Annotated in this window: 22 protein-coding genes and 2 pseudogenes; 12 read left to right on the forward strand and 12 right to left on the reverse strand. The window is 61.5% G+C overall.

Annotated elements, in window-relative coordinates; translation table 11 throughout:
* The first annotated feature begins 4 nt into the window (after positions 1 to 4).
* From LEPTO7104_RS0103870 to LEPTO7104_RS0103880, 3 genes are all read left to right on the forward strand, one after another.
* A complete protein-coding gene (locus LEPTO7104_RS0103870) occupies positions 5 to 841 on the forward strand; it encodes a hypothetical protein (protein ID WP_017297232.1) in 837 nt (278 codons plus the stop codon).
* Positions 842 to 1,033: 192 nt separating this feature from the next.
* Positions 1,034 to 1,297 (forward strand): NfeD family protein, encoded by a 264-nt coding sequence (locus LEPTO7104_RS0103875; RefSeq protein WP_155523506.1) that lies wholly within the window; start codon positions 1,034 to 1,036, stop codon positions 1,295 to 1,297.
* Between the two features lie 95 nt (positions 1,298 to 1,392).
* Positions 1,393 to 1,767 carry a hypothetical protein gene (locus LEPTO7104_RS0103880; protein WP_155523507.1) on the forward strand — a complete coding sequence of 125 codons (375 nt, stop codon included), beginning with the start codon at positions 1,393 to 1,395 and terminating at the stop codon, positions 1,765 to 1,767.
* 128 nt (positions 1,768 to 1,895) lie between these two features.
* Here the strand turns inward: LEPTO7104_RS0103880 and LEPTO7104_RS0103885 are convergent, their stop codons facing one another.
* On the reverse strand, positions 1,896 to 2,498 hold the full coding sequence (locus LEPTO7104_RS0103885) for a hypothetical protein (RefSeq protein ID WP_155523508.1): 603 nt from the start codon (positions 2,496 to 2,498) through the stop codon (positions 1,896 to 1,898).
* A 255-nt stretch (positions 2,499 to 2,753) separates the two neighbouring features.
* Between LEPTO7104_RS0103885 and LEPTO7104_RS0103890 the strand changes: the two genes are divergently transcribed.
* Together LEPTO7104_RS0103890 and LEPTO7104_RS0103895 are read left to right on the forward strand one after the other, a co-directional pair.
* A complete protein-coding gene (locus LEPTO7104_RS0103890) occupies positions 2,754 to 3,272 on the forward strand; it encodes a hypothetical protein (protein WP_155523509.1) in 519 nt (172 codons plus the stop codon).
* A complete protein-coding gene (locus tag LEPTO7104_RS0103895; RefSeq protein ID WP_017297237.1) occupies positions 3,269 to 3,790 on the forward strand; it encodes a hypothetical protein in 522 nt (173 codons plus the stop codon). Before LEPTO7104_RS0103890 ends, LEPTO7104_RS0103895 begins: the two co-directional genes overlap by 4 nt.
* Positions 3,791 to 3,840: 50 nt before the next feature.
* Here LEPTO7104_RS0103895 and LEPTO7104_RS32635 read toward each other — a convergent pair.
* The 6 genes and pseudogenes from LEPTO7104_RS32635 to LEPTO7104_RS0103925 all read right to left on the reverse strand — a co-directional run.
* Positions 3,841 to 4,224, reverse strand: a pseudogene (locus LEPTO7104_RS32635) (CatB-related O-acetyltransferase); the annotation flags it as partial.
* A 79-nt stretch (positions 4,225 to 4,303) separates the two neighbouring features.
* Positions 4,304 to 4,900: a 5-formyltetrahydrofolate cyclo-ligase gene (locus LEPTO7104_RS0103905; protein ID WP_017297239.1), complete on the reverse strand. Its 597-nt coding sequence runs from the start codon at positions 4,898 to 4,900 to the stop codon at positions 4,304 to 4,306.
* Between the two features lie 38 nt (positions 4,901 to 4,938).
* A complete protein-coding gene (locus LEPTO7104_RS0103910; protein WP_017297240.1) occupies positions 4,939 to 7,092 on the reverse strand; it encodes a pentapeptide repeat-containing protein in 2,154 nt (717 codons plus the stop codon).
* Between the two features lie 6 nt (positions 7,093 to 7,098).
* Positions 7,099 to 7,692, reverse strand: coding sequence for a M23 family metallopeptidase (locus LEPTO7104_RS0103915; protein ID WP_017297241.1), 594 nt, complete (start codon positions 7,690 to 7,692; stop codon positions 7,099 to 7,101).
* Between the two features lie 420 nt (positions 7,693 to 8,112).
* Positions 8,113 to 8,475 (reverse strand): hypothetical protein, encoded by a 363-nt coding sequence (locus LEPTO7104_RS0103920; protein WP_017297242.1) that lies wholly within the window; start codon positions 8,473 to 8,475, stop codon positions 8,113 to 8,115.
* A 91-nt stretch (positions 8,476 to 8,566) separates the two neighbouring features.
* Positions 8,567 to 9,076 carry an Hsp20/alpha crystallin family protein gene (locus tag LEPTO7104_RS0103925; RefSeq protein WP_083886995.1) on the reverse strand — a complete coding sequence of 170 codons (510 nt, stop codon included), beginning with the start codon at positions 9,074 to 9,076 and terminating at the stop codon, positions 8,567 to 8,569.
* Between the two features lie 176 nt (positions 9,077 to 9,252).
* Here LEPTO7104_RS0103925 and dinB point away from each other — a divergent pair, with 176 nt between their 5' ends.
* Entirely contained in the window at positions 9,253 to 10,320 is a 1,068-nt protein-coding gene (gene dinB / locus LEPTO7104_RS0103930) for a DNA polymerase IV (protein ID WP_017297244.1), read from the forward strand.
* A gap of 133 nt (positions 10,321 to 10,453) precedes the next feature.
* Here dinB and LEPTO7104_RS41135 read toward each other — a convergent pair whose 3' ends face one another.
* Positions 10,454 to 10,627 (reverse strand): hypothetical protein, encoded by a 174-nt coding sequence (locus LEPTO7104_RS41135; RefSeq protein ID WP_017297245.1) that lies wholly within the window; start codon positions 10,625 to 10,627, stop codon positions 10,454 to 10,456.
* 231 nt (positions 10,628 to 10,858) lie between these two features.
* Positions 10,859 to 11,062, reverse strand: a complete 204-nt coding sequence (locus LEPTO7104_RS0103940) for a hypothetical protein (RefSeq protein WP_017297246.1) — start codon at positions 11,060 to 11,062, stop codon at positions 10,859 to 10,861.
* A 474-nt stretch (positions 11,063 to 11,536) separates the two neighbouring features.
* Here LEPTO7104_RS0103940 and LEPTO7104_RS43490 point away from each other — a divergent pair.
* The 4 genes and pseudogenes from LEPTO7104_RS43490 to LEPTO7104_RS37920 all read left to right on the forward strand — a co-directional run bounded on the left by LEPTO7104_RS43490 (position 11,537) and on the right by LEPTO7104_RS37920 (position 16,301).
* Positions 11,537 to 13,028, forward strand: a pseudogene (locus LEPTO7104_RS43490) (NarK family nitrate/nitrite MFS transporter).
* Between the two features lie 157 nt (positions 13,029 to 13,185).
* The gene (locus tag LEPTO7104_RS32645) at positions 13,186 to 14,865 is read left to right on the forward strand and encodes an alpha/beta hydrolase (protein WP_017297247.1); all 1,680 of its coding nucleotides are present in this window, start codon (positions 13,186 to 13,188) and stop codon (positions 14,863 to 14,865) included.
* Between the two features lie 28 nt (positions 14,866 to 14,893).
* Complete coding sequence (locus tag LEPTO7104_RS0103955; RefSeq protein ID WP_017297248.1) at positions 14,894 to 15,916, forward strand: aldo/keto reductase; 1,023 nt, start codon at positions 14,894 to 14,896, stop codon at positions 15,914 to 15,916.
* Positions 15,917 to 16,136: 220 nt separating this feature from the next.
* Positions 16,137 to 16,301, forward strand: coding sequence for a DUF1328 domain-containing protein (locus LEPTO7104_RS37920; protein ID WP_017297249.1), 165 nt, complete (start codon positions 16,137 to 16,139; stop codon positions 16,299 to 16,301).
* Between the two features lie 331 nt (positions 16,302 to 16,632).
* On the opposite strand, the gene LEPTO7104_RS36660 is transcribed toward LEPTO7104_RS37920, so the two are convergent.
* From LEPTO7104_RS36660 to LEPTO7104_RS0103975, 3 genes are all read right to left on the reverse strand, one after another.
* The gene (locus tag LEPTO7104_RS36660; RefSeq protein ID WP_017297250.1) at positions 16,633 to 18,129 is read right to left on the reverse strand and encodes a glycosyltransferase family 2 protein; all 1,497 of its coding nucleotides are present in this window, start codon (positions 18,127 to 18,129) and stop codon (positions 16,633 to 16,635) included.
* Between the two features lie 267 nt (positions 18,130 to 18,396).
* Positions 18,397 to 20,349 (reverse strand): DUF3685 domain-containing protein, encoded by a 1,953-nt coding sequence (locus LEPTO7104_RS0103970; RefSeq protein WP_017297251.1) that lies wholly within the window; start codon positions 20,347 to 20,349, stop codon positions 18,397 to 18,399.
* Positions 20,346 to 22,148, reverse strand: coding sequence for a hypothetical protein (locus LEPTO7104_RS0103975; protein ID WP_196358087.1), 1,803 nt, complete (start codon positions 22,146 to 22,148; stop codon positions 20,346 to 20,348). The genes LEPTO7104_RS0103970 and LEPTO7104_RS0103975 overlap by 4 nt, the downstream gene beginning before the upstream one ends.
* Positions 22,149 to 22,345: 197 nt before the next feature.
* Between LEPTO7104_RS0103975 and LEPTO7104_RS32655 the strand changes: the two genes are divergently transcribed.
* Positions 22,346 to 23,134 (forward strand): pentapeptide repeat-containing protein, encoded by a 789-nt coding sequence (locus tag LEPTO7104_RS32655; RefSeq protein ID WP_017297253.1) that lies wholly within the window; start codon positions 22,346 to 22,348, stop codon positions 23,132 to 23,134.
* Positions 23,135 to 23,188: 54 nt separating this feature from the next.
* Positions 23,189 to 23,890 (forward strand): response regulator transcription factor, encoded by a 702-nt coding sequence (locus LEPTO7104_RS0103985; RefSeq protein WP_017297254.1) that lies wholly within the window; start codon positions 23,189 to 23,191, stop codon positions 23,888 to 23,890.
* The last annotated feature ends 4 nt before the right edge of the window (positions 23,891 to 23,894 follow it).

Below are 23,894 nucleotides of genomic sequence, written 5' to 3' on the forward strand. Positions count from 1 at the left end.
ACCGATGATGATTGACTGGCCCGAAGTGCGTCAGCTTATGCTGACATCAAATGAAGCATTTCCTCCTTCCCTGTGGGGAAAAGATGTGAGCAGGCTCGATGCGGCCATTGCCCCAGATCAGCTAGATGTGGCTGAGCGCTGCTTGAAGGCTTTATATCAAGGACTTCAGTGGGCTAGCAAGTATGAAATTAAGCTTAAGAAACCCAGATTTTCTAAGGCCGCTCGCCACTTTTTAATTGAAGATGAGCATGTCATTGGCATTTTTAGAGACTGCTTTGGGTGCCGGGGCGATCGCCCGTCTGATTTCGTCCTCCCCAGTAGCCTAAGAGAATATATCGAGCTACAGACAGAAGGCAAGCAGTTCATCGTTGCAGATTTAATTCTGGAGAAGGAGAACCTCAGGCTCGTCAATCGCTGGGGCCGGGGTAAACAGTCTAAATTTATGCGAGATTTGGTGTTTCCTGGCTTTATGGGTATATTAGCCCACTATTCTGGCCCGCTGGGGCCGCTAGAGCGGCTTGAAGCGCAGGATGTCTATCTCGAAGGGGCGGGCCAACCGGCCGCAGCAGGCGAACTGCTGGCGCGATCGTTTGCCGTAGAAGAATTTGGCGGCATGCTGACTCGCCAGCTGCTCCACAACGTGGTTTACAATGCCGAAGAGTCCGACCTGTTTTTGGCCAGCCATCCGCCCCTGAGGCTGTTCTACGACGCCAACTCCCCCTTTAACCTGGAGCTGGCGTGGGTTAACGCCATGCTTAAGGCCAGCTTTGACAGAGACTCGGGACTCTTTCCAGCGCTGGCGACCGGCGGCTTCTCCCCCAATGGATATCCCGATTATTAAAGTCTTCTGTAAAGTTTTGTAACATTATCGACTGCACGCGATCACGCGCCCCTGCACGACTGTGTGGGGGCGCTATTTGTAGTTTCAACAACCCGCCACAAGTCCCAAGGCGTCCTAGCCTCGGGTGATAAAGGCGATCGGGTGCTGGTGTGTCGGGCTGCTTTCTGCCGTTGTTTTGCAAGGAAGATCATTATGAATATGAATGCTCAACCCCGCAGTATCGAACAGGCCTGGGGCTGGTTAAAGCGGTCTAATCAACCCGACGCCGCCGTTAGCACAGACGATCTTGCCATCGTTGACACCGAGATTTCGCCCCTGCGGCCAGGCCGAATCAAATATCAGGCCACCTACTGGTTTGGCAAGTGCGAGCAGAACGTGAGGCTGCCAGCTGGCTCCTACGTGCGGGTGTTGCGCCGCGAGGGCAATGCCTGGGTGGTGCAGGCCCTATCGGGCTAGGGAAGTTGCCCAAGGGGAGCGGCAGCCGTCTGCTTCCTTTGGGCATGGGTCGGTTTAGGCTGGTGCAATTTCTATCATTCAGGATGTTTTTCGCTATGACGACTAGCAATTTGGACAATGGGGTCGCTCGCAATCTAGAGCGTGGGTCTGGCCAAATCCATAGAATTCAGCTTCCCTTAGTGATCACAGGGCTTACGCTGGGCGGGGTTGCATGCCTTACCGTGTGGGTAAATATGCGATCGCAGCTGGCTGAGGCAAACGCCGCTCTAGGCGAACTTCAGCGAGATGTGCACATAGTCTGTAACACCATTCGCAGCCAGGGGCCAATCGCGCACTACTCTTCCCCTGGGGCGGCTATGTTGCCCACCTTTAGCGAAATGGTTGCTAAAGACTTTGGCACCGATAAGCTAGAGCAAATGTGCCCAGGGTCGGCGGAAACTGTGCCGCAAACGGTTCCCCCACAAAGTTAATTCAGCTACTGGTCTTGGGTGCGCTCTACACCATAGGGCGCACCCAAGACTGGTGATCTTTGCTTTAAAGCACTCCCCTGCTGCTCCCCGGCGGAAGTAAGCAGGCGTAGGACTACGCAGATGCAGAACTACACTGGCTGAAGAATGACGACCTCAAGCTTGAGGTCGTTAAAGTCGTCGAGGGAGTCCTGGTCTTCGAAGGATACGTCGTAGCGGTTGCCGTTGCTGTAGCGGGTGCGCTTTACCTTAACGCCAAAGGCATCGCGCCAGGGGCTGCTGGCCGACAGCCGATTGTCGCCATCAAAGTAGTAGGTAAACACACCGGTCTCGGGGGCAAAGCGAAACCAGCCGGTGGAATTGTTGTTGGTGATCTCTTGCTTCAGCTCTGACTCGGGGGGCAGCTGATTGATCGGGCGCGGGCCAGCGTTTTCCTGGTAGACTCGCAGCCGCTGCCGAAACAGGGCGTCGCCCCCGTAGATGCGGTACCACACCTGGTGGGGAGTCGTGGGGTTAGCGGTGTAGACCGAGTAGGCGGTAGCAGTGGGCATGGTGACCAGCTCATACTCTCGCACCATACCGCCAAGGGGCGGAGAAGCGCTCGTGCTCTGCTGGGCTGGGGCACGCAGACCCAGGGGCCAGGCCAACAGCACCACCACCGCGATCGCCAAAACAAAACCATAGACTGTGCCGCGCCGTTTCATGCTCTCAGCCACCGGGAGGGATGTGCCCAAAGAATAACGCAGATTTTTCGGTTGAGAACGCCAAAACAGGCTTTTTAACGTTAATGTAAGCGGTTTTAGGTCCCACAGCGCCGTGAAGTCTCAATGAATTGCGGCTTATTTCTAGACCCAATTTGCAAAAACAACCTAAGAAAGTAGGTGAAGCTGCTTTGCGCAGCGGGGGCACCCTACAGAAGGGCCATGCGCCCGTAGGACCGGCAGGAATTAAAACACCCTATGAAAAACCTCAATCGCACTCAGAACGCTGTGTCAGCATCTTTAGCCCATCAGCACAATCTGGCTCAGCGAATGGACGAGCTAGAAAGTCGTCGCAAGCAAGTAGATGAGCTGTGGCAAAAGCTCGAAGCAGCCGATGTTGAACTGGAGGCCCAAAAGCAAGCGGCTGAAAAAGCCTCAGCAAAAGCTATCAAGCGCAAACAAGAGAATGAAAACCTGCTGCAGCGACTGATGAGTGCGATCAAATCGCGCAACTCAATGCGAGGTCGATTGGGCAATATGACAATGCAGCGCAACCGGGCCATTCGCCAAGTAGAAACGCTAACGGCCCAGAACCGGGAAGTCATGGAGCAGCTCAAACTTTCCACCGATAAGCTAGGAGAGGTCTATCAGCAGGTTGGTGTGTTGCAGACTGAGTACGACCAGGATATGACGGAGCTGGCCCAGGCTTACCAAGCTGTCAGCCTAGAGCAGCGAGTTCATTTGCCAGAGCAGCTCCGCACTCTGCTAGAGCAGCTAGAGCGGGAGTACACGGGAGTTGAATCATGAAGCAACGGTCTGAGCGGCAGCAAGAGTTTGAGGCGATTAAGCAGAATCTATTTACCGCTGGGGTAGCGACGGTAAAGGCCGCCCAGGCCCAGGAAAACATGTTTACGACCACCCTGGAAGCCCTGGCGGACGCCTACGAAGGTATGGGACCTAGCCAGCTAGAGGCTGGAGAGACACAGCCCGAGATAGACCTGGCCCCAATCGTAGAGGCGCTGCTGGCTCAGCAGCAGGACGCCCTGGCCAAGCAAGACTATGGCGCCTACGTAGACACCGAGGAAAAACTGCAAAGGCTGGACGAACTGGCCGTAGCCCGCCTAGAGCGCCAGGTGAGGCTGCTAAAAGCGCAGCAGGAACTGGCCCAGGTGGCGGTCAAGCCCCAGCCACCCGTAGATAAAACGGTTTGGACCGAGGCAGCCCTGAAAAAAGAATATAAAACCCTTGGAAATCTGCGAAACGTCCTGAACCTAAAAGCTCGTAGCTGGAAGGACGCCGTTGAGCAGGTCAACGGGCTGCTTTAACCCGTTCGTTCTTTAAGCTATTCGTTCTTGACGGTGGATCAACCCATGCCTCACGGGGTGTTTTGCAGCGCATGCAGGTCAGCCCCGCAAAGGTTGGGTAGGTGCCGGGTAATTTTTTCAATATCCCAGTGCCACCACTGAAGCGCCAGCAACGCCTCAATGGTGGCATCGTCAAAGCGGTAGCGAATGATTTGGGCGGGGTTGCCGCCTACCACGGCGTAGGGGGGCACAGGTTTGGTGACAACAGCCTGGGATGCGACGATCGCCCCATCTCCCACCTGCACCCCAGGCATGAGGGTAGCGCCGTAGCCAATCCAGACGTCGTTGCCGATGACAGTGTCACCTTTGTTTGGCCATTCCTTGGGCATCACCGCCTCCCAACCCTGGCCAAATATGGGAAAGGGATAGTTGGTGAGCCAGTCGGTGCGGTGGTTGCCGGGTGGGGGAGGGAGGGAGGTGGGGAGGTGGGGGAGTGAGGGGGTGATGGGGTGAGGGAGTGAGGGGGTGAGGGGGTTATTTTTCGCCTAAAAATAGGCCGCTTTCGGAGCAGACACCGGCCAGGGGTTTGTCCCACACGTCTTTGGGCAGGCTGGGTAGGCGGGCGTACTCAAAGACAATGCCTACGGTGGGAATGCTTTGCCACGGCTGCTTGCTGAGCAGGCGATCGTAGTAGCCGCCGCCGTAGCCGAGGCGGTAGCCGCGCACGTCGCAGGCGACGGCGGGCACCAGTACCAGATCGACCAGGGACAGGTCGACCTGGGGCGACCTGGGGTGGGGTTCGACAATGCCGTAGGCCCCTTTGCGCAGCGGCCAGCGGTGGTTGGCCGACCAGTAGTGCCAGCTCAGCTGGGTTTTGTCGACGCAGCGGGGCAGCCCCCAGTGCTGGTGATGCTGGGTCAGGGGGCTGAGGTCGGGTTCCTGGCGAAAACTGGTGTAGGCCAAGATCACCCGGCACTGGCGAAAGTAGCTCCAGTTCAGCAGGTGGGCGCAGATGCGATCGCTTTTTTGCCGCCACACCTGGGGTGGAATACTCTGGCGGGCGCTGATGAGGCGGCGGCGCAGATCGGATTTAGCCTGATGGTTGAGGTCTGAGGATGAGGGTTGGATCACGGGGGAAGTAAGCAGTCAATGGATAGCCAACAGCGACGTTAGAAATAAATCAGGAGGTTGAGCCCCGGAATGGTGCGCGAAAGCGTCCACAGGAGCAGCGCTGTGTAGAGCAGACCCAGTCCCCATTGATACCACACGAGCGCGGTAATCAGCCCTGGCACCTGCTGGTCTCGTAATCGAATGTCATTAAAGCCAAACTTGAGCCAGTTGTTGAGGCTGAAGTCTAGATAGTTCAGCCAGTTCCAGCGGCGATCGAGCAGCAGGTAGGTGTAGCGATCGCGAAAAAACGGGAACTTGGGGATTACCGGCAGGCGGGCAATCAGCAGCCGGAGCTGGCGCATACTACCGTCTTCGACAAAGTAGCTCTCCTCCATCAGGTCGTGGTAGCGGCCTTGCTTAATCACCAAACCAATTAGCACCGCCGGTACCGGCACCAGCAGCATAAACAAAAACCCCAGGGTCAACAGCGGGTAGTCGGCGGCCCGCAGCAGGGCGTTTAGCCCCAGCCCCAGCAGCAGGCCGCAACCCCCGGCCAGCCACAGCCCCTCTGCCAGCGGCGGCAGAATGGGGGTGGCGCGGCGGCGGCGGTAGCGATCGACCAGCCAAAACATCAGCGCAAAGGTGGGAATGGCCACCAACCCCAGGCCAAAGGTGAGGCCAAAGCTGGTGCCGTAGCGGCTCAGCACCACCAGCCCCCCCAGCCACAGCCAGCGCAGGGCCAGGGCAACCCGCTGGGTAATCGGGAACCGATCGCGGGCAAAGATGCGATCGCGCACTTTCAAATACGCCGCCAGGTCTACCCCCGGCACGCTCAGCACCCCTTCGGTGCCAAGGAAGGTCTGGGTCTGCCGCTGCTCTACTACCGCCGCCGCCTGGGCCTCGGTAAAGCCCACCCGCACCAGGGCAAGCACCGAGGCGGTGTTGATGTTGGTACCCAGCAGCCGCTGCTGCCAGGCCTTTAGCCGCAGTCGCTCAGCCGTATAGGCGATGTAGTTGGCGTCGCTAATCTGCTCCAGGCGGCGAAAGTTGCGCTCCAGATTGCGCAGCAGGGTTTCGTTGCCCGCCAGCTGCGGCACCGAAAACACGCGGCCAATCTTGCCGGGGGTGCCCAATATCTGGGTTTGGCCCAGGCTAAACTCCAGACCTGTCACGTTCAGGTAGGCCGCCGGGGGAAACAACGCGTCTCCCAAATCGATGTCGCTGCCGACCAGGGCATTGCGCAGGTTGACCGGCTCGCCAAAGCGGGCCTGGCGCAGCACCAGCGGCGCATCGAAGCGGGCCTCGGTAAAAAACAGCCCCCTGGCGAAGTAGCTGCGCACAAAAAAGGCGCTGCCCTGCCACACCGTACGGGCAAAGTCGGTCACCCCCTGCCACTGCACCCGGCTAAAGTTGAGGTCGCCCGCCAGCACCGCCCGGCTAAAGTTGGCGTTGGCCTTAAACTCGGCCCCCTGGAAGTTAGCCCCGCTGCGAAACTGACTCTGATCGAACCGGGCGACATCAAAAAACAGGCTGCCCTTGGCCTGCACCCCCTGGCGAAAGTCGGCCCCCGAAAAATTCACCGCCCGGTTAAACCGCGCTCCGGCCACCGCCAGCCCCTGCTCAAACACCGCTCCGCTGGCCAGCAGCCGCCCCAAAAAAAAGGTGTCGCCCCCCAGCACCTGGCCGCTAAAGCGAGTTTGCACCGCCACCAGCGGCGCTTTGAATAAATAAATTTGCTGGCTGCTGCCCTGCCCCTGAATCAGCAGCGACTGGGAGAGTCGGCTGAGCTGGAGCAGGCGCTGGCGATCGCGCTTGAGCTGTGCCCGCCCTGCCTGGCTGAGCAGGGGCGAGAGCGTATCGCCGTAGAGGGGTTCGCGCTGGCCCAGCCGCTGGAGGTCCAGATCGCCCTGCACAACGGCGTAGCTGAGATCTAGCGCTGGGGCAGTGGCGGGTTTTTGAAGCCCGCCGCTGAGCAGCCGGTAGAAGCTATCGCTGAGAGCGCTGTCGGGGCGCAGGTCGATGGTGTAGTAGCGCAGGTCAATGGCGGGCCTGCCCTCCCGCTGCACCGGGGCCGCCAGCCGCTGGCGCAGCAGATCGACGGTCAAGGGCGGGTGGCTATCGACGGCCCAGACAGGGGAAGGAATCAACAGGCCCGCCAGCACCACTAACAGCCCCAGCCAGGTTTTCCATGACCGCCCTAGCCAGTCGGGCACCGCCGCCTACAGCGCCGCCTGTTGGCCAACGTACATGGCTCGCAGCACCAGGGCCGGGTCGACCCAGTTGTCCTGATACTTGAGGCCCCAGTGCAGGTGCGGCCCGGTGGTGCGACCGGTCATACCCACCCGACCGATGCGGGCCCCAGCCGGAATCGACTGCCCCGGCCGCAGCTGAATGCCGCCGTCGCGATCGACTAAAACCTTGCTTGGGCCACTGCCCTCCACCCGGCCCTGCATGTGGCAGTAGATGTGGGTCCAGTCCCCCGACTTAATGGCGATCGAGGTGCCGCAGGCCCCATCACCCTCGACCCAGAGCACGTTCCCAGCCCACCAGTTGCGAATATAGCTGCCGCTGGGGGCGGCCATGTCCAGTCCGTAGTGAAACCGAGAGCCACCGCCGTAGGGATCGTTGCGGTAGCCAAAGGGAGAGGTGTATGTCTGAAAGTTTTCGACCGGGAAAGAGGCCCGAGTCCAGAGAGCGGCGGTGAGGTCCTGGGCATCGGCGGGGGGCACTGCGCGGGGCATCGCCATTGCCACCGCAAAGGTCGTCGCCAGGCCCAGCCCCAGCAGGGCATTAGGGCGAGGCCATTTCGTCATCATCCCGGTCAGTGTAGAGATTACAGCCCTCACCCAACCGGGTTTGAACTGAGAAAAAAAAGACAGCCGTGGCAGAGTGCGGAGTCGCCCATTCATGGTTCAAATCGCGATCGTAGGAGCAGCGAACGTCGCCAATTAGCTTATCCCAGTTTTAGAAACTGGAGCGATTTTTTTAAAGGCTTTGCGTTTAAACACAAAGCTTCGCTGAACCGACCGCTATCCTGCGGCGCGCGGCGTTTGCCAGCCCGGCGGGGGCTCGCGATCGCCCAAAGCCTCGCGCAGGCCACCGCCTTAGGCAACTTTTCGCTGGCCTGCCTGAGAAACTGGCTCGGGCAAACTGGCTTTGGCAAACTGGCTCGGGCACAATGGCCCCAAAACCCTGATTCGAAGCTCCACATCGGGAATTCCGAATCGGGCCGGTCAGCGACCGATCGCTCCGGCGGCCCCGGCGGTGGCTAAAATTTGGGGTAGGCCGATTTCGCTGCACACTTCGTAGAAGGCGGTCACGGGCGGAGTTTCGAACAGGTGAGCGATTTTGCCCAGGGTCTGCTGGTAGACGGCGTCCTGGTGGCCGTCCATTTTCTCAATGCTGTCCCACAGGATGATGGCGATACCGCGATCGCTGCCGGGCTCTTGCAGCAGGTATGCCCCCTGAAAACCTTCGCTGTAGGTAGATACAGCCTTCTCGTAAAGCTGGCGGGCTTCGCTGAAACAGCCGGGCTTAAACTCACCAATGGCCACGTAGGCGTACTTGTGGCGGAGAAAATCGTCGAAGTCACTCATAAAATGGAATTAATCCTAGGTCTGGTCGTAAAACCAGTGTCGATCAGATGGCGACACCCGACGCTTTTTCTTACCTAGGCTTTAGATTCCGTTACCGATCTTCTAACAGGCGCTGGCCCAGATTCTTGAGCGATCGCCCCAGCCAGTTTCGGGCCCGCTGCCAGCCCTGCCCGAGCCGCTGACTCCAGCCCTGGGGCTTGGGCAATGTCACCACGATCGCGCCCTGGTGGTAGGCCACCTGCATCTGGCGATCGCGCACCCGCTCGGGCAGAGGCACCGTCTGCTGAAAATAGTTAATGCCCAGGCTCTGAACCAGGGGGCTGCGGTAGCCTGACTGCCGCTGGCCCGAAAAGGTCAGCGATTTGCCCGTAGCGCGCACGTTGACAGCCTTAGGATCGACCCCTGGCAGAAAGGCGGTGACGATCAGGGCGGTGGGGGTGTTTTCAATTTCTATCGAGGGCACCTGCACTCGGCCCGAGGGAGCTACGGCCAGGGGCATCAGAGCGGCGGCGATCGCCTCCATTTGGGCCTGGGCGGCGCCTAAGTTCCACATTGACTGCTGAGAAAAGGGCGATGTTTGCGACGACCATCCGGTAACCATACTGCCAACTCCCTTGCTTGCTGCCCGGTCTTTCTATACTTAAGATCATCTCTCCAAACCGCCGATTCCACAGGTGGGAAAAGCCCTCTGCCCCAGGGGGGGTATACCCGCCATGGCTTGCTCCTGCACCGCTCTCTTTCGCCGCTTTCCTTCGCCAGGTGACCTCAGCCTGCCCCATGCGCAAAATTCTCCACATTGACATGGACGCCTTCTACGCCTCCGTGGAGCAGCGAGATTTTCCCCAGTATCGGGGCAAGCCGCTGGTGGTGGGCGGTCGGCCCGAGCAGCGGGGGGCGGTGGCTGCCGCCAGCTACGAGGCGCGCCAGTACGGCATTCACTCCGCCATGCCCGCCCGCATCGCCCAGCAGCGCTGCCCAGAGTTAATCTTTGTCCGGCCCCGCTTCAAGGTCTACAGGGATGTTTCCGGGCAAATTCGCGATGTGTTTCACCGCTACACCGACCTGGTGGAGCCGCTGTCGCTGGATGAAGCCTACCTGGATGTCACCGTCAACGCCCTGGAGGAACCCTCCGCCCTGGCGCTGGCCCGCCGCATCAAGGCCGACATTCGCGCCGCCACCCAGCTCACCGCCTCCGCCGGAGTGTCGATCAATAAGTTCCTGGCCAAAATGGCCAGCGGCCAAAACAAACCCGATGGCCTGACCCTGATTTTGCCTGAGCAGGCCGAAGCCTTTGTGGCCGCCCTGCCAATCGAAAAATTCCACGGCATTGGCCAGGTCACCGCCCGCAAAATGCACGCCCTGGGCATTGCCACCGGGGCCGACCTGCGTCAGTGGTCCGAGGCCGATCTGGTGCAGCACTTTGGCAAGGTGGGGCGATTCTACTACCGGGTCGCCCACGGCCAGGATGATCGCCCCGTCAACCCCAACCGCATTCGCAAATCGATTGGGGCCGAGCGATCGTTCTCCCCCGACCTGACCAGCCTGGCCGCCATGACCGAAGCCCTGGAGCGGATCGCCAACGAGGTCATCGCTCGCCTGCAAGAGCAGCGCCGCCGGGGCCACACTCTCACCCTCAAGGTCAAGTACGCCAACTACCGGCAAATCACCCGCAGCCGCACCTTCGCTGCCGCCATCGGCCCCGACTCTCCCCTTTTGGCCTGGGCCAGCGACCTGCTGCTGACTCACCTCGATCGCAGCCAGCCCGTGCGCCTGCTGGGCCTCACCCTCTCCAACCTGGAACCAGGTGGGGAGCCAGACTACGTGCAGCTTTCCCTTGAGGTTTAGAACCGGATTGCTCCAGCTACTCACCCCAAACGCCCTGCCTCTAGCTGGCCCAGTACCCAGACGCGGAAAAGGCCCAAACCTTGCGATTTGGGCCTCTGGGCTACCAATAGAAGCGAGCGAGCTGAGACGCCAGCTAAGACTGGCGCTGGTCGCGGTTGTACAGAACCAGTTCGCCAATGGTGACAACACCGTCGCCGTTTAGATCGGCGGCAGGGTTTTTGAGATTGGTTTGCCCCGCATTGGCCGCTGCCGCCAGCGACAGGGTAGAGAGCGCAATCGTTAAGCCAGCCATCAAAAAGCGTTTCATAGGATTCTCCTTGCAAAGGGTTTAGCTTTGCTTGCTTTGTGGTCTATGGCTCTACCATGCGGGGTCAGGCTGAGAGGCAAATAAATGTAGCCTAAGATACCATTAACATTGACTGAGAAAGAAATTAAAGTGCTGCTGGGCACCCCAACAGCCTTTGGCCTGCGCCCTTGAGAAAACTTGAAATTTTTCGGGTGTTTTCGCTTCCAGGCCTGCCTTAAGTCAGCTGTCTGGCTAGCGATCTTTCTGGCCCAGGCCCTGCCAGAGCGCGGCTTCGCTGGGTATGACAGAACTTTGGGGAGAGGTTTGGGCCTGCTCGATCGCAACCAGGGTAGTGGCCGCGCCAACAAAGGTGGCGGCCGCAAAGACTGCCGCTACAGTGGACAACAGCTCTAGCCGGTGCAGGACAGTGGCGACGGTGGGGTCTTGGGGTTTCATGGGACTGGACTAAAAAGGGAATGGTCTCCCTCTAGTCTATCTTTTTGTAGTCATGGCTACAGAACTTTTCAAAAACTTCAGAATCTACTATCGCTTAGCCCTGGGCCAGCCGATCGATGTTGCAATAAATGCATTGTTGCAGCGCAGAAAAGTCATTTAGCTCAACCGTTTTGTAGGCGTTGACACAAAGCACATCACTATAGCCCCTTACTGTTTATGCCTAGGGCGAATCGCATTTGCAGGTTGCCCCATATGGTTAAAACTTAGCGTGTTGGGCAAGCTCTGACTTGCGCCAAAGCGGGCTTGAACGGTGGCGAAACCATTTGTGTCTTCCATCGATACTGAATGGTTTTTCGGCGGTTTTCATCTAGTTCAGCTGGGTCAGCGGCTGAGAATATTCATTACTGGCCAAGGTTTTTTGAAGCTGAATTGGTCTGTCTGAGGTCTCTGTTTCTATTTTGGAGTTGAGTGGTTATGGCTGGCATATGGTCGTTTAGCGGCAGGTACAAAATCCTGCACATGACGTGGTTTGCATTCTTTTTAACCTTTGTGGTCTGGTTTAACTTTGCCCCCCTGTCGACGGCCATTAAGGCTGATCTGGGGTTGAGTGACCCCCAAATGCGCACCATCGCCATCTGCAACGTGGCGCTGACGGTGCCCGCCCGCATCATTGTCGGCATGGTGCTCGATCGCTTTGGGCCGCGCATTACCTACTCCTGCCTGCTGATGTACGCGGCAATTCCCTGTCTGGCCTTTGCCCTGGCCCAAAACTTCGAGCAGCTGGTTTACTCTCGCCTGGCCCTGAGCATTGTCGGCTGCGGCTTTGTGATCGGCATTCGCATGGTGGCCGAGTGGTTCGAGGAGCCTGAGATTGGCCTGGCCGAGGGCGTCTACGGGGGCTGGGGCAACTTCGGCTCCGCCGGGGCGGCCTTTACTTTGCCCTCGATCGCGGCGGCGCTGGGCTTTTTGGCGGCGGGCCAGGTAAACTGGCGGCTGGCGATCGCCCTCACCGGCCTTGCGGCGGCCTGCTACGGCGTGGTCTACTTCTTTAGCGTCACCGATACTCCGCCGGGCAAAGTCTACCAGCGCCCCCCCCAGCAGCGCCGGGATGGAAGTGACCAGCCAGCGCGATTTTTGGTTTTTGCTGGCGACCAACATTCCCCTGGTCGGCGTGCTGGGGCTAATTGCCTGGCGCTTGACCAAGGTTAAGTTCATCACCCTGGAAACCCTGGCCATCATTGGGGTGCTTTTGCTCGGCCTCTACCTGTTTCAGGCCTACAACATCTGGCAGGCCAACAAGCCGCTGATGATCGGCGAAAAGCGCTACGCCCCGGAGGATCGCTATCGGTTTTCCCAGGTGTTCAACCTGGAAATGGCCTACGTCGCCTGCTTTGGCTCGGAACTGGCCGTGGTATCCATGCTGCCCACCTACTTCGAGCGCGGCTTTGGCCTCACCGCCGCCGCCGCCGGGGCTGTGGCCGGCATGTACGCTTTTATGAACCTGGTCGCTCGCCCGGGGGGCGGTCTGCTCTCAGACAAGCTGGGCAGCCGCAAGCTCACCCTGGTGTTTACCATGGCGGGCACCGGCATCGGCTATCTGCTGTTCAGCCTGTTTGGTCAGGGCATTCCCATCTTCTTTGTCGTGATCATGACCATGGCGGCATCGTTTTTTGTGATGGCCACCGAGGGGGCAACCTACGCCATTGTGCCGCTGATCAAGCCCCGCATTACCGGGCAGATTGCGGGCAACGTGGGGGCCTACGGCAACGTTGGTGCGGTGGTTTACCTGACGGTGTACAGCCTTTTGCCTGAAGGGGTGGTGGGCGACAAGCTGTTCTTTCAGATGCTGGGCTGTGTGGCCATCGTCGTGGCCTTTCTGATTGCCTTCACCATGAAGGAAGTGGTCGGTTCCCACGCCGAGCACGGGGTTCCGGTGGCCGTGCCGCAGCAGAGCGATCGCATTTAGACCCTAGACCCTCCAAATCGCTCAGATCACAACCGCAAACAGGGTGCGCCACGGCGTGGCGCACCCTGTTTGTATGGCCCCTCTATTTGAGTTCATAGAATTTCCAGAGAGTTCTGGGCGAGAATGCCAGCAGCTATCGCTATCCCAGTACCGCCCTATGATCTTCCGCTCCCGAACCTACAGGTTTTTTGCCGCCCTTGCCCTGGGTCTGGCCACAACATTCTTAGTGGCGCTGCCGCTCCGGGCGGCTGAGCAGGTGGTGCTAGAGTTTGGTCCCTTTAGCCGCGCAATTCCCACTGAGTCGCTGGTGAATTTTGCGGCCACCGGCACGGTCGATCGGCAGCTGGCGCCGTTTTTGCGGCGGCTGAACCCCGCCCAGATCGGGGGCCTGCAAGCGATTTTGTCCCGCAGTCGAGCGGTCCAGGTGGTGCCCATTTCCCAGTGGTTTAACAGCCCCATGGGCGATCGCAGCCTGCAGTTTTTGGGCAAAGTCGCCCAAACCGAGGCCGGACTCAACGGCGGCAAGGCACTGCGGGCGGCGATCGTAGCCGCCGCCACCGAGGACGGCGAGATTTCGCTAATCGATATCGTCCGCCACTTCCCGACCGGCGAGATGCGGCTGAATGTATCCCAGGCCATGGCCCTAGCCCGTCAGGTGCGGGCCGAAGCCGCCGCCACCGGGGCCATTGCCGCCGCCATAGAGCAGCAGTCCCAGGCCGAGGCCGCCCAGCCGCCGCCCCTGGATCTGGCGGCGCTGCCCGACCTCACCCAGCCCGGTCCCTACGGCAGCCGCCAGATCTCCCTCACCCTGGTGGATGCAGAGCGCAACCGCACCTACCCCGCCGATGTCTTTATCCCCCAGAATTTGCCCGGCAGCGGCCCCATCCCGGTCATCGTGATCTCCCACGGGCTGGGCGACAGCCGCACCACCTTCTTTGGTCTGGCCGCCCACGCGGCCTCCCACGGGTTTGCGGTGGCGCTGCCCGACCACATCGGCAGCAACAGCACCCAAAAGCAGGCCATGCTCACCGGGCTGGACAGCGAAACCTTTAAAGCGCGCGACTTTTTAGATCGCCCCCTCGACATCAGCTTTTTGCTCGATGAGCTAGATCGCCTCAACGGCAGCACCTTTGGCGGACGGCTGGATGTGAGCCGGGTGGCGGCGGTGGGCCACTCCTTTGGCGGCTACACGGCGCTGGCCGTAGGTGGGGCCAAAATCGACTTTGAGCGTCTGGCCCAGCGCTGCGACCCCGCCGCCAACCTGCTGATCGACGCCGCCATGGTGCTCGAATGCCGCGCCCTGGAACTGCGCGACGACGAGGCGGTGATGGCGCGCCTGGCCCAGGGCACCCAGGACGATCGCGTCCAGCTGGTGATGGCCTTTGCCCCCGTGTCGAACCTGTTTGGCCCTCGGGGCCTGGCCGACGTGGCCGTGCCCGTGATGCTGCTGGGCGGCGAGGTCGATCTGCTGGCCCCGGTGGTGCCCCAGCAGGTGGCGGCCTTTAGCTGGCTGCGGGGCCGCGATCGCTACCTGTATCTGGGCGAAAACACCTCCCACGGCCCCGACTTTACCAAGCTGTTTGCCCGATTCTTGTACCTCGACGCTGGCCTGGAGCAGGGCATTGACGAGGCGATCGCCACCACGCAGGGAGTCAACAGGTCGCTGGTGGTGGCCTTCGGCCAGGTGTACCTGGCCCAGCGGGAAGACTATCGGCCCTTTTTGCGATCGGCCTACGTAGAAACCGTCAGCGCCGACCCCTTCCGGCTGCACCTGGTGCGCGACCTGCCGCCCGCCGTGGTAGAACGACTAGGCTCCGGGCAGCCCGGCCTGGAATAATAGGGATTGCCCTTTCCCTGGCCGACCTATGACCGCATCTGCCGCCCCCGCCGCCGCGCCGCTGACCCTGCCCGAGATGGGCTGCGGCACCTGGGCCTGGGGCAACCAGCTGCTGTGGGGCTACCACCCCAGCATGGATGGCGACTTGCAGCAGGTCTTTGACCACTGCCTCAGCCGGGGGGTGACGCTGTTCGACAGCGGCGACTCCTACGGCACCGGGCGGCTAAACGGCCGCAGCGAAACCCTGCTGGGGCAGTTTGCAAAGGATTATAGCGGGCCAAACCAGGATTCCCTGTGCCTGGCCACCAAGCTGGCCGCCTACCCCTGGCGGCTGACCCCCGCCTCGGTGGTGCGGGCGGGAGCCGCCTCGGCCCGGCGGCTGGGACGGCCCATCGATCTGGTGCAGATGCACTGGTCCACCGCCAACTATGCCCCCTGGCAGGAAGCTCCCTTTCTCGACGGCCTGATCGATCTCTACGCCCAGGGGCAGGTGCGGGCGGTGGGCCTGTCGAATTTTGGCCCCCGGCGGCTAAGGCTGGCCCACCAGCGGTTTCAGGAGCGGGGCGTGGCGATCGCTACCCTCCAGGTGCAGTACTCGCTGCTGTCCACCTACCCGGTAACCGACCTGGGCCTGAAGGATCTCTGCGACGAGCTGGGCATTCGCCTGATCGCCTACAGCCCCCTGGCGCTGGGGCTGCTGACGGGCAAATACTCGGCCCGGGGGCCATACCCGGCGGGCCTGCGAGGGTGGCTGTTTCGTCAGCTGCTGCCGAATATTCAGCCGCTGCTGGCGACCCTGGGGGCGATCGCCACCCACCGCGCCAAAACCCCGGCCCAGGTGGCGCTCAACTGGTGCCTTTGCAAGGGCACAATCCCCATTCCAGGGGCCAAAACCCTGGCCCAGGCGCAGCAAAACACGGCGGCCCTGGGCTGGCGGCTCGACGCAGGGGAAGTGGAGGAGTTAGATCGGGCGGCGCGGGGCAGCGACGGCTCGGCAGCGGCGCAAAAGGGCTGCCATCAAATGGTTCAGAACATCTTCCAGTCGCGCTAATGGGGCCGATTTCGCCGCCAGTTTTACCGACCTAGAGGGCAACATTTCTGCTGACCAAAAGACATAGATAGTGGCTTTTTTTGGCCTAGAGTTAGACGCTAACCTGCGTCAAAGGACAGATGCGCCAGCGGGTTTAAATCTTGATAATGGCCTCGTCAGCCCGATGACTGACTCCATTCAATCGCCCTTGCCTCTTCCTTTTTTCCTTAGGAGAATGCCCATGTTACGCTACGCGCTGATTTTTCTTGTGGTAGCTATTATTGCCGCCTTTTTTGGCTTTAGTGGTGTAGCTGCCAGTGCCGCAGGCATTGCTCAGATCTTGTTCTACATCTTCCTGGCCATTTTTGTAATTTCCCTAATCTTAAATTTCGTCAAGAGTGTCTAGATCCTGCATTGACTGGCAAAAGCCTTGATGTAGGTTGGTGTTGAGCAAAGCGAAACCCAACGCCAATAATAGTTTTGTTGGGTTACGCTAACGCTAACCCAACCTACGGCTCGAAGGCTGAAATATACCGACTATTCCAGCTCGCTTGGCTCTCTAGCTCCCTCGTGATTGACAATAGTCGTCACACTTTTGCCGCAGTCTACTAGATCATCGCTAAACCTCTTTTTGTAGGGTGTAGCAGCCAAATAGTATTTCACTCAAAATCCCCTTTAAAAAAATCCCTCTTGCTCTGAGCTATTGCTATTGCAAGAGGGATTTTTTTGTATCTGCTTTATTTTGCGCCCCGCAGGGCCACCATCCACCGATTGGGCTTGCTCTTGGTGCGGGCGGTGACGTGCCAAACCCGGCTGCCGGAGAGGTGGTTGACCACGGCGACCATGCCAATCAGCGCCTTGAGCCAGAAATAGATGGGCGACAGCAGGCAGTACAGCACCCCGTGGCGACGGGTATAGGTGGACGCCGCCGGGCGCAGACCCATCGCCACCACTACCTGCAAAACAATGCTGAGGGTGAGTAACCCCATCAGCAGCAGGTTGAGGGTCTCAAACTTGAAGTCGCGATCGCTGTGGCTGAGGCTGATGCTGAGCAGCATCGGCACGATTTGCCACACCAGCGGATAGAAGCCCTGGCTAAAGAGCAGCATCAGCACCCAGTAGGGCTTTTGGGCGCTGTCCAGGTGGGGCGATCGCAGCACCCGCCCCAGGTACAGGCTGGCCACCTCCAGCCAGCCCTGGCTCCAGCGCTGGCGCTGGAGCCAAAGCCCGCGCAGGTTGTCGGGGGCCAGTTCGGTGGTGATAATGGCGGGGTCGTGGACCGGGCGGTAACCCCCCAGCAGCCCCCGCACGGTGATATCGATGTCTTCGGTCAGGCGCGTGTGGTGAAAGCCCAGGTGGCGCAGGGCCGAGGTGCGCCAGTAGCCGTTGGAGCCGCCAAACAAGGCGGTGTCCGCCAGCAGCGATCGCCCGTAGTGGCTGACCCCGTAGATGCACTCAAACTCCACCGCGATCAGCTGGGTGAGCCAGCTGTCCTTGGCGTTGCGGATGATGTTGCGCCCCTGGACGACATCGTAGCGGCCCTGGTAAAGCCAGGCCCAGGCGCGGCTGAGGCAGTCTGCCGCCGGGTGATGGTCGGCGTCGAAGATGCCGGTCATTTCGCCCCTGGCCACCTGTAGGGCGGCATTGAGGTTTTCGGCTTTGGAGTGGCTGTGGGCGACGGGCAGCAGCACCAGGGCCGGGTAGCGGCGGGCGAGGGCCTGAAGCCGGTCTTCCACTGGCAGCCGAACAGGGGTATTGTAGGCCAGGATAATCTCCCACCCCTGGGCGGGCGACGTCACCTGGGTGAGCCAGTGGAGCAGCGTATCTTCAATGATGTCTTGCTCGTTCGGTAGGTAGGCTGCCACAATCACCGAAACGAAGGGCAGCGAGACCTGGGTAGGCAGCAGCCCCGGCGCCAGCGATACGGCAGACGGCAGGCCCATGGGCTGGCGCCGCCGCCACACCCTGCCCCAGCGCTGAAGCAGCCCCCGGCTAAACCAGGGGTTGGGCCGCCGACAGCTGTAGATCACCACGGCGGTTTCGGCGTTGATAACCACCAGACCGACCAGAGAAACCACCAGCAGCGCCTGCTGCAGTAGCCCCAGACTATAGTCGTGGTTAAGGGCAACAACGTACACCGTCAGCGGTATCCACAGTAGCCAGGTGCTCAACCAAAGTAGCCGCCTGGCTATGGCCAGAACAGGCTCAGCAAACAGCGCCAAGCTCGACTTCATAGGCGGGGATTAACTCCTTATTCAGTAGGTCAGAGGGCCAGCCAAGTGACGATATACCTGTGCCGCTAACAATCGTGAAACATTATGCCAGCCCCCCCCAAGGACTAGCCCTGGAGTGCGCCTGGTCAACGCCGAAGACCGCTGCAAACATTTCTCACCTGCTGATTGTCCCAAAAAAAAGCGGATTTTGGATGAACCCTGGGTCTGATTGCCGTCTTAGCCCTGTTCAGTTACTCGGAGGAGGTCGCAGAACGTTTTAGCCTGCAGCTAGTCTCGCAAGTTGCTCTCCTGGCCGTCGCGACGGTAGCGCGGGTCGCGCCAGGCCCCGCCCACGCCGCGCAAAATGCCCCGCCCAATCAGGCCAATGCCGCGCCCGATCACGTCGGTGAGCACGTAGACGATGCCGCTGCCCACCAGCGATACCGCCGAGCGAAACCGGGGGGCGATCGCATCGCGAGCCTCCACCGCCAGAGTGACCGCCCGCTGCAACCCCGACAGCTGCTCCAGCTCCTCGCGCCGGGGCGAGTACACGGTTTCGGCCTGAATGCCCCGCTCGGTGAAGCCAAACAGCCGGTACTGGCTCTCAAAGATGGCCCTGGGTTCGTTGATCAGCCCGTCCCAGCGGTAGCGCCAGGACAGATCGTTGCGAAAGCGCTCGATGTCGCGGCTGGTGATCAGGCGGCGGTGGTAGAGGTTTTTCTTCAGCAGTTCGACATCGGCAAAGTGATTGAGCACCGGCTGCACCACGGCGTTGGCCAGCTGAATCAGCAGGTGCTCTAGCAGCGCCTGGCTGCGGGCCATGGCCTCGGGGCTGGCGGCGGCGTAGAGGCTGCCGTCCACCACCACCGATTCGTTGAACAGCAGGTGCCCTAGCAGGGTGGGCACCAGGGGAATGCGATCGAGGATGGCGGCCTGCACCACCGGGGCCTCCACCAGCAGCGTCGGCACCACGGGCTGCTCCAGGTTGCCCACCTGGAGGGTGTAGTAGCGGCCAAAGAAGTCGGCAATGGTCGCCTGCCACAGGTCTTGCAGCACCAGGGGGCTTTTTTCGCCCAGTTGCCCCGGCGGCACCTCGGCCTGGCGCAGGCTGTCGAGGGCATCTTCAATTTTGCGCAGCACCAGGTAAAACAGCTCCCGCTTTTTGTCGTCGCGCAGAATGTCGGTTTCCAGGGGCACGCCGCTGGTGTTGTCGAGCAGCCCCTGGAGTTTGTCAAACACCCGCTCAAACACCTGGGTGGCCAGGTCGCCCTGGCGCAGGGCCAGGCGCTCGGCGGTAGCGATCGCCAGGGCATCGCTCTCGTTGCCGGTCCCCCTGCCGCGGCCGCTACCATTTCCTTTGGAAGACAGCGACTCACGCCCGCTGCCCTGGGCTGAAAGTCGGCCTGAAGGGGTAGACGTCAGAGCGTCTCGCCTGGATTCGTCCCCTTGATTTGAGCGGCGGTTCAGGCGGCGCGCTTCCAGCTCTGCGGCGGTGGGGGTGGCCAGCAGCCTGCCCACCAGCCAGCGGGCGGCCCTCAGCTCGCGGTAGCGCCCGGCCAGCACGGCCTCGGCCAGGGGCGACCCCCGGCCCCGCCTGCGCTCGGCTTCGATCTGGGCCATCGCCGCCTCAATTTGCCGTACCGACGACCGCCGCAGGTTGAGCCGCAAAACCGCAAACGCCCCCAGGGCTGGGGTTGAGCCAGGGTCAGGGCGCTCGGCCATGGTGACAGCCGGCGATCGCGCCGATCTGGGGTCAGGGGCAGCGGGCGGGGGAGTACCCCTCCCCGCCAGCCGCTGAATTAGCTCCCCCAGCTCAGCTACGGCCATGCTGCGGGCCCCAAACCCGTCGGCCCCCATCTGGCTGGCGGCGGCCTCTAGCACCGGCTCGGCCTGGGCGCTGAGCACCAGCACCGGCAGGGTGGGGTAGCGGGCCTTGAGTTCGGCGCAGAGGCGCAGGCCGGGCAGCTGATCGGGCTGCCCCGCCCCCAGCCCCAGATCCAGGATCACCAGGTCGAGGTCGGGCAGGCCCCCCTGGGCAGCCCAGGCCTCGGTCCAGTCTTCGGCGGATGCGGGCGGGCCAGCCAGGCTAGAGCGGGTGGCCAAAATCGCCAGGGCGTCGTCGGCGCGGCTGGCCTCGGCCACCACCGCATACCCGGCGGTTTGCTCCAGCCAAATCCGCAGGCCCAGGCGAAACACCGGGTCTTCGTCTACCAGCATCAGGCGCAGGGGAGCGGTCGTCATTCTGATTTTGAATCTGTAGTCGAGGAACCAGTCGAGGCACCTTCCCCACCGGGCACGGGCTTGCCTTCGGCCTCCCAGATTGACCAGATGTAGGCCCGCTCGGATTTCCAGAGGGCGATCGCGGCTCTGGCCTCGTCGTAGAGCGCCCGCCCCGGCGCAATCTGGCTGGCCCGGTTGATTGCCGCCGTCAGGCTGCCGCTGTAGGCCAGGTCCTTGGCATCGTCCAAAATTGGCTTGTCTTCGGCAATCTGAATCGAGGCCGTCCAGTCCTGCACCAGTCCCTGGGCGCGGCTGTAGAGGGCGCGCCCAGGCTCAATATCCGTGGCTTTGTCGATCGCCTCCTGGAGCTTGCCGTCGTTGGCCAGGGCCACCGCCGCATCGAGAATCGGGCGATCTTCGATCACCTGAATTTCCTGCTGCCACCCGGCAATCAGGGTCTGGCCCTCCACCCGCAGGGCGCGCCCCTGCTCGACCTCCGCCGCCTTGGCGATCGCCGCCTCCAGGGCAGGGATGGTGCCGGGTTTGGCCAGGCTGCGGGCCTCGGTCAAAATTGGGCGGTCTTCGATGCGCTGAAGGTTGGCCTGCCACTGGGCCACCAGGGTCTGCCCCTGAATCCGCCGGGGACGGCCAGGCTCGACCATCTGGGCCTGGTGCATGGCCCACTCGTAGGTGGTTCGCTGGCCCAGTCGGGCTACCATTTCGCTAAACTTAAGTCGTCTCAAATCGTTGAGCTGCTCGCTCCACTGGTCCTTTGACGATAGCTCAGCCGCTGCGTAGGGACTGTTCGCCGGGAGCTGATTGACGGCAGCGATCGCCGCCATCAGCTCAAACATGTGGCCGTAGCGGGGCACCAGGCCGTCGCCGGAGGGTTCCGCCTGCTGGGCCAGCGTTTGGCCGTGGCTGAGCCGCAGCAGGTCGGCGGCAGCGGGCATTAGCTGGGGGCTGGGGGGCACCACGCTGGCCAGCGCCAGGGCCCCGGCGCGATCGCCCACCTGCCAGCGCTGGAGGGCCACATCCAGCACGGTCTCGCTCCAGCGATTGACGTCATTTTCTGCCGCTGGCCACACCTGGCTGCGCAGATCGATGCCCCGCGCCAGCACCACCGCCTGGCGCAGGTTCTCAATTTGGTTGGTGGAGGCCAGGTTGCGGGCCTGCAAGAGCTGATTCCACGCCTGCTGCTCGACCACGAACTGCTGCTGCCAAAACATATAGCGCGTCGTCAGCCAGTAGTCGCTCTTGAGGGTTTTGAACTCCTGAAGATAGGCTTTGGCCTGCGCCCAATCGCTGGCGGCCAGGGCGGGTTTGAGCTTGGCCTCGATCGCCCGGCCCTGCTCCCACTCCTGCTCCCACTCAAAAATCACCGACTGGGCAGGCTTACGCAGGGGCGTATTGAGGGGAATTTCCTCGGCCAGATTGACCGCATCGTCCAGCTTACCCGCCTGAGCCCAGTGGTTGGCCAGCACCAAAATTTGCTCCGAGGCATCCTTCAAAATGTCCTGGGCATCGTCGTAGTGGGCGTCGCTTTTGGGCCAGTTGGCGGTCAGCAGCACCGACTCCACCAGGTTGTTGGGTTCGCCGGTGCGGGCCTGGGCCTTGGCGCAGTACAGCAGGTCGCTCTCGGAATTAAAGGGCGTGATCTGGTCGCAGTCGGGCAGGGGCGGAATCCGGGTGAGCCACATCAGCGCCCAGCCGCAAAAAATCCCCGACCCCGCCAGCAGCAGCACCCACAGCGTCAGCCAAAACCATTCCCACGGCTTAACCTGGCGGCTCGGCCCAGGGCGCTGCCGACGAGAACTCAAGGGCGAAGAAGCCGGTGTAGATGCCATGAAGTCAAACTACCGAGAGCGAGCAGTAGAATCGAGACGGCCAGTGGGGGCGATCGCCAGGCTTTATCAGCCCAAACCCCACCGAAGGCAAAGATGCTGACACATTGTAGAAGCAATCTATAGACTTGATCGTAGATTTCGGGCCTAATTTTTGGGGAGATGACACCGGTATGGCGCGCGGCACAAAAAAACGCCTGAACAATAGACTCAGCCCCTCGGTGGGGAGTAAACGCTGGCCACTGGCCGCGATTGTCCTAGCCGCCCTGGCCGCCCTGGCCGCCGCGCCGGTCGCCGCCAACGGCCCCCTGCGGCAGCTGCTGATCAGCCACAACTGCATCGCCTGCGATCTCAGCGGCGCGATCCTGTCCGGCGCCAATTTAGAAAACGCCAACCTCACCAGCGCCAATCTGGCCGGGGCCAATCTGCACCAGGCCCGCCTGCCCAGGGCGCAGATGACCGAGGCCGACCTCGGCGGCGCCGACCTCAGCGGCGCGGTGATCAGTCAGGCCGACCTGTCCCAGGCCAATCTGGCTGGCGCCAACCTGAACGGGGCCACCCTCACCGGCAGCCGTTTTGTCGAAGTCAACGCCACCCATATCCAGCTGGAGAATGCCGAGGCCCGCGAGAGCAACTGGGCCAGCAGCGATCTCAGCGACAGCCGCCTGGACGGTACAAGCTTTGCCCAGGCCGGTTTTTCGGAGGCCAACCTGAGCCGCGCCACGCTCACCAACGGCAAATTTTACCGGGCCAATCTGATTGGTGCCCGCCTGGACGGGACCGACTTTACCGGGGCCGACCTGCGCGAGGCCCTGATTCGCGATGCCTCCGTCGAGGGCGCTAACTTTACCAACGCCGACCTGTATGGGGCCAATCTGGTCCGCACCGACCTCAGCCAGGCCAGGTTTTGCAACACCCGCATGGCCAACGGAGACATTAACAATGAAAACTGTGGCAGCTGATGGCTGGGCCTCTCGGCTGGCGGACGGGTCAGTGGCCCGGTTCGCCCAGCGGCCATGAAAATTCTGCTGGTCGAGGATGACGAGCGGATTGCGTTTCCGCTGGCGGAAGCCCTGGGCGACCAAAACTACGCCGTCGATGTGGCCGAGGACGGCGAACTGGGCTGGGACTACCTCGACACCTACACCTACAGTCTGGTGCTGCTAGACGTCATGCTGCCCCGCTTGAGCGGCATTCAGCTCTGCCAGCGGATGCGCCAGCGGGGCCTGCAAACCCCGGTGCTGATGCTGACCGCCCGCGATACCAGCACCGACAAAGTGCTGGGGCTCGATGCCGGGGCCGATGACTACGTGGTCAAACCCTTTGATCTGCAAGAGCTGCTGGCCCGGATTCGGGCGCTGCTGCGGCGCGGCACCGTCGCCCTGACGCCGGTACTGGTCTGGAGCGCCCTGGAGCTAGACCCCAACACCTGCCAGGTCACCTGCGAGGGCCAAGACCCGGCCCCTGGGGGCGATCGCCTGCCCCTGCCCCTCACCCCCAAGGAATACCAGATCCTGGAGTTGCTCATGCGCAACCCCCAGCGCACCTTTAGCCGCGACGACATTCTCAACCACCTCTGGGCCACCGAGGAAACCCCCGGTGCCGACACCGTCAAGGTCCACATTCGCGGCCTCCGCCAAAAGCTGACCGCGGCGGGACTGGCCCCAGACGCAGTAGAGACAGTCTACGGCCTGGGCTATCGGCTCAAGCAGGGATAGGTCC

The sequence above is a fragment of the Nodosilinea nodulosa PCC 7104 genome (assembly GCF_000309385.1).
Taxonomy (GTDB): Bacteria; Cyanobacteriota; Cyanobacteriia; order Phormidesmidales; family Phormidesmidaceae; genus Nodosilinea; species Nodosilinea nodulosa.

Coding starts and splice junctions, on each gene's coding strand:
- dinB (WP_017297244.1), top strand. CDS start 9,253: ATGCGCAAAATTCTCCACATTGACATGGACGCCTTCTACGCCTCCGTG.
- LEPTO7104_RS0103915 (WP_017297241.1), bottom strand. CDS start 7,692: ATGACGAAATGGCCTCGCCCTAATGCCCTGCTGGGGCTGGGCCTGGCG.
- LEPTO7104_RS0103895 (WP_017297237.1), top strand. CDS start 3,269: ATGAAGCAACGGTCTGAGCGGCAGCAAGAGTTTGAGGCGATTAAGCAG.
- LEPTO7104_RS0103955 (WP_017297248.1), top strand. CDS start 14,894: ATGACCGCATCTGCCGCCCCCGCCGCCGCGCCGCTGACCCTGCCCGAG.
- LEPTO7104_RS32655 (WP_017297253.1), top strand. CDS start 22,346: ATGGCGCGCGGCACAAAAAAACGCCTGAACAATAGACTCAGCCCCTCG.
- LEPTO7104_RS41135 (WP_017297245.1), bottom strand. CDS start 10,627: ATGAAACGCTTTTTGATGGCTGGCTTAACGATTGCGCTCTCTACCCTG.
- LEPTO7104_RS0103920 (WP_017297242.1), bottom strand. CDS start 8,475: ATGAGTGACTTCGACGATTTTCTCCGCCACAAGTACGCCTACGTGGCC.
- LEPTO7104_RS32645 (WP_017297247.1), top strand. CDS start 13,186: ATGATCTTCCGCTCCCGAACCTACAGGTTTTTTGCCGCCCTTGCCCTG.
- LEPTO7104_RS0103970 (WP_017297251.1), bottom strand. CDS start 20,349: ATGACGACCGCTCCCCTGCGCCTGATGCTGGTAGACGAAGACCCGGTG.
- LEPTO7104_RS0103940 (WP_017297246.1), bottom strand. CDS start 11,062: ATGAAACCCCAAGACCCCACCGTCGCCACTGTCCTGCACCGGCTAGAG.
- LEPTO7104_RS0103985 (WP_017297254.1), top strand. CDS start 23,189: ATGAAAATTCTGCTGGTCGAGGATGACGAGCGGATTGCGTTTCCGCTG.
- LEPTO7104_RS0103870 (WP_017297232.1), top strand. CDS start 5: ATGATGATTGACTGGCCCGAAGTGCGTCAGCTTATGCTGACATCAAAT.
- LEPTO7104_RS0103925 (WP_083886995.1), bottom strand. CDS start 9,076: ATGGTTACCGGATGGTCGTCGCAAACATCGCCCTTTTCTCAGCAGTCA.
- LEPTO7104_RS0103880 (WP_155523507.1), top strand. CDS start 1,393: ATGACGACTAGCAATTTGGACAATGGGGTCGCTCGCAATCTAGAGCGT.
- LEPTO7104_RS36660 (WP_017297250.1), bottom strand. CDS start 18,129: ATGAAGTCGAGCTTGGCGCTGTTTGCTGAGCCTGTTCTGGCCATAGCC.
- LEPTO7104_RS0103875 (WP_155523506.1), top strand. CDS start 1,034: ATGAATATGAATGCTCAACCCCGCAGTATCGAACAGGCCTGGGGCTGG.
- LEPTO7104_RS37920 (WP_017297249.1), top strand. CDS start 16,137: ATGTTACGCTACGCGCTGATTTTTCTTGTGGTAGCTATTATTGCCGCC.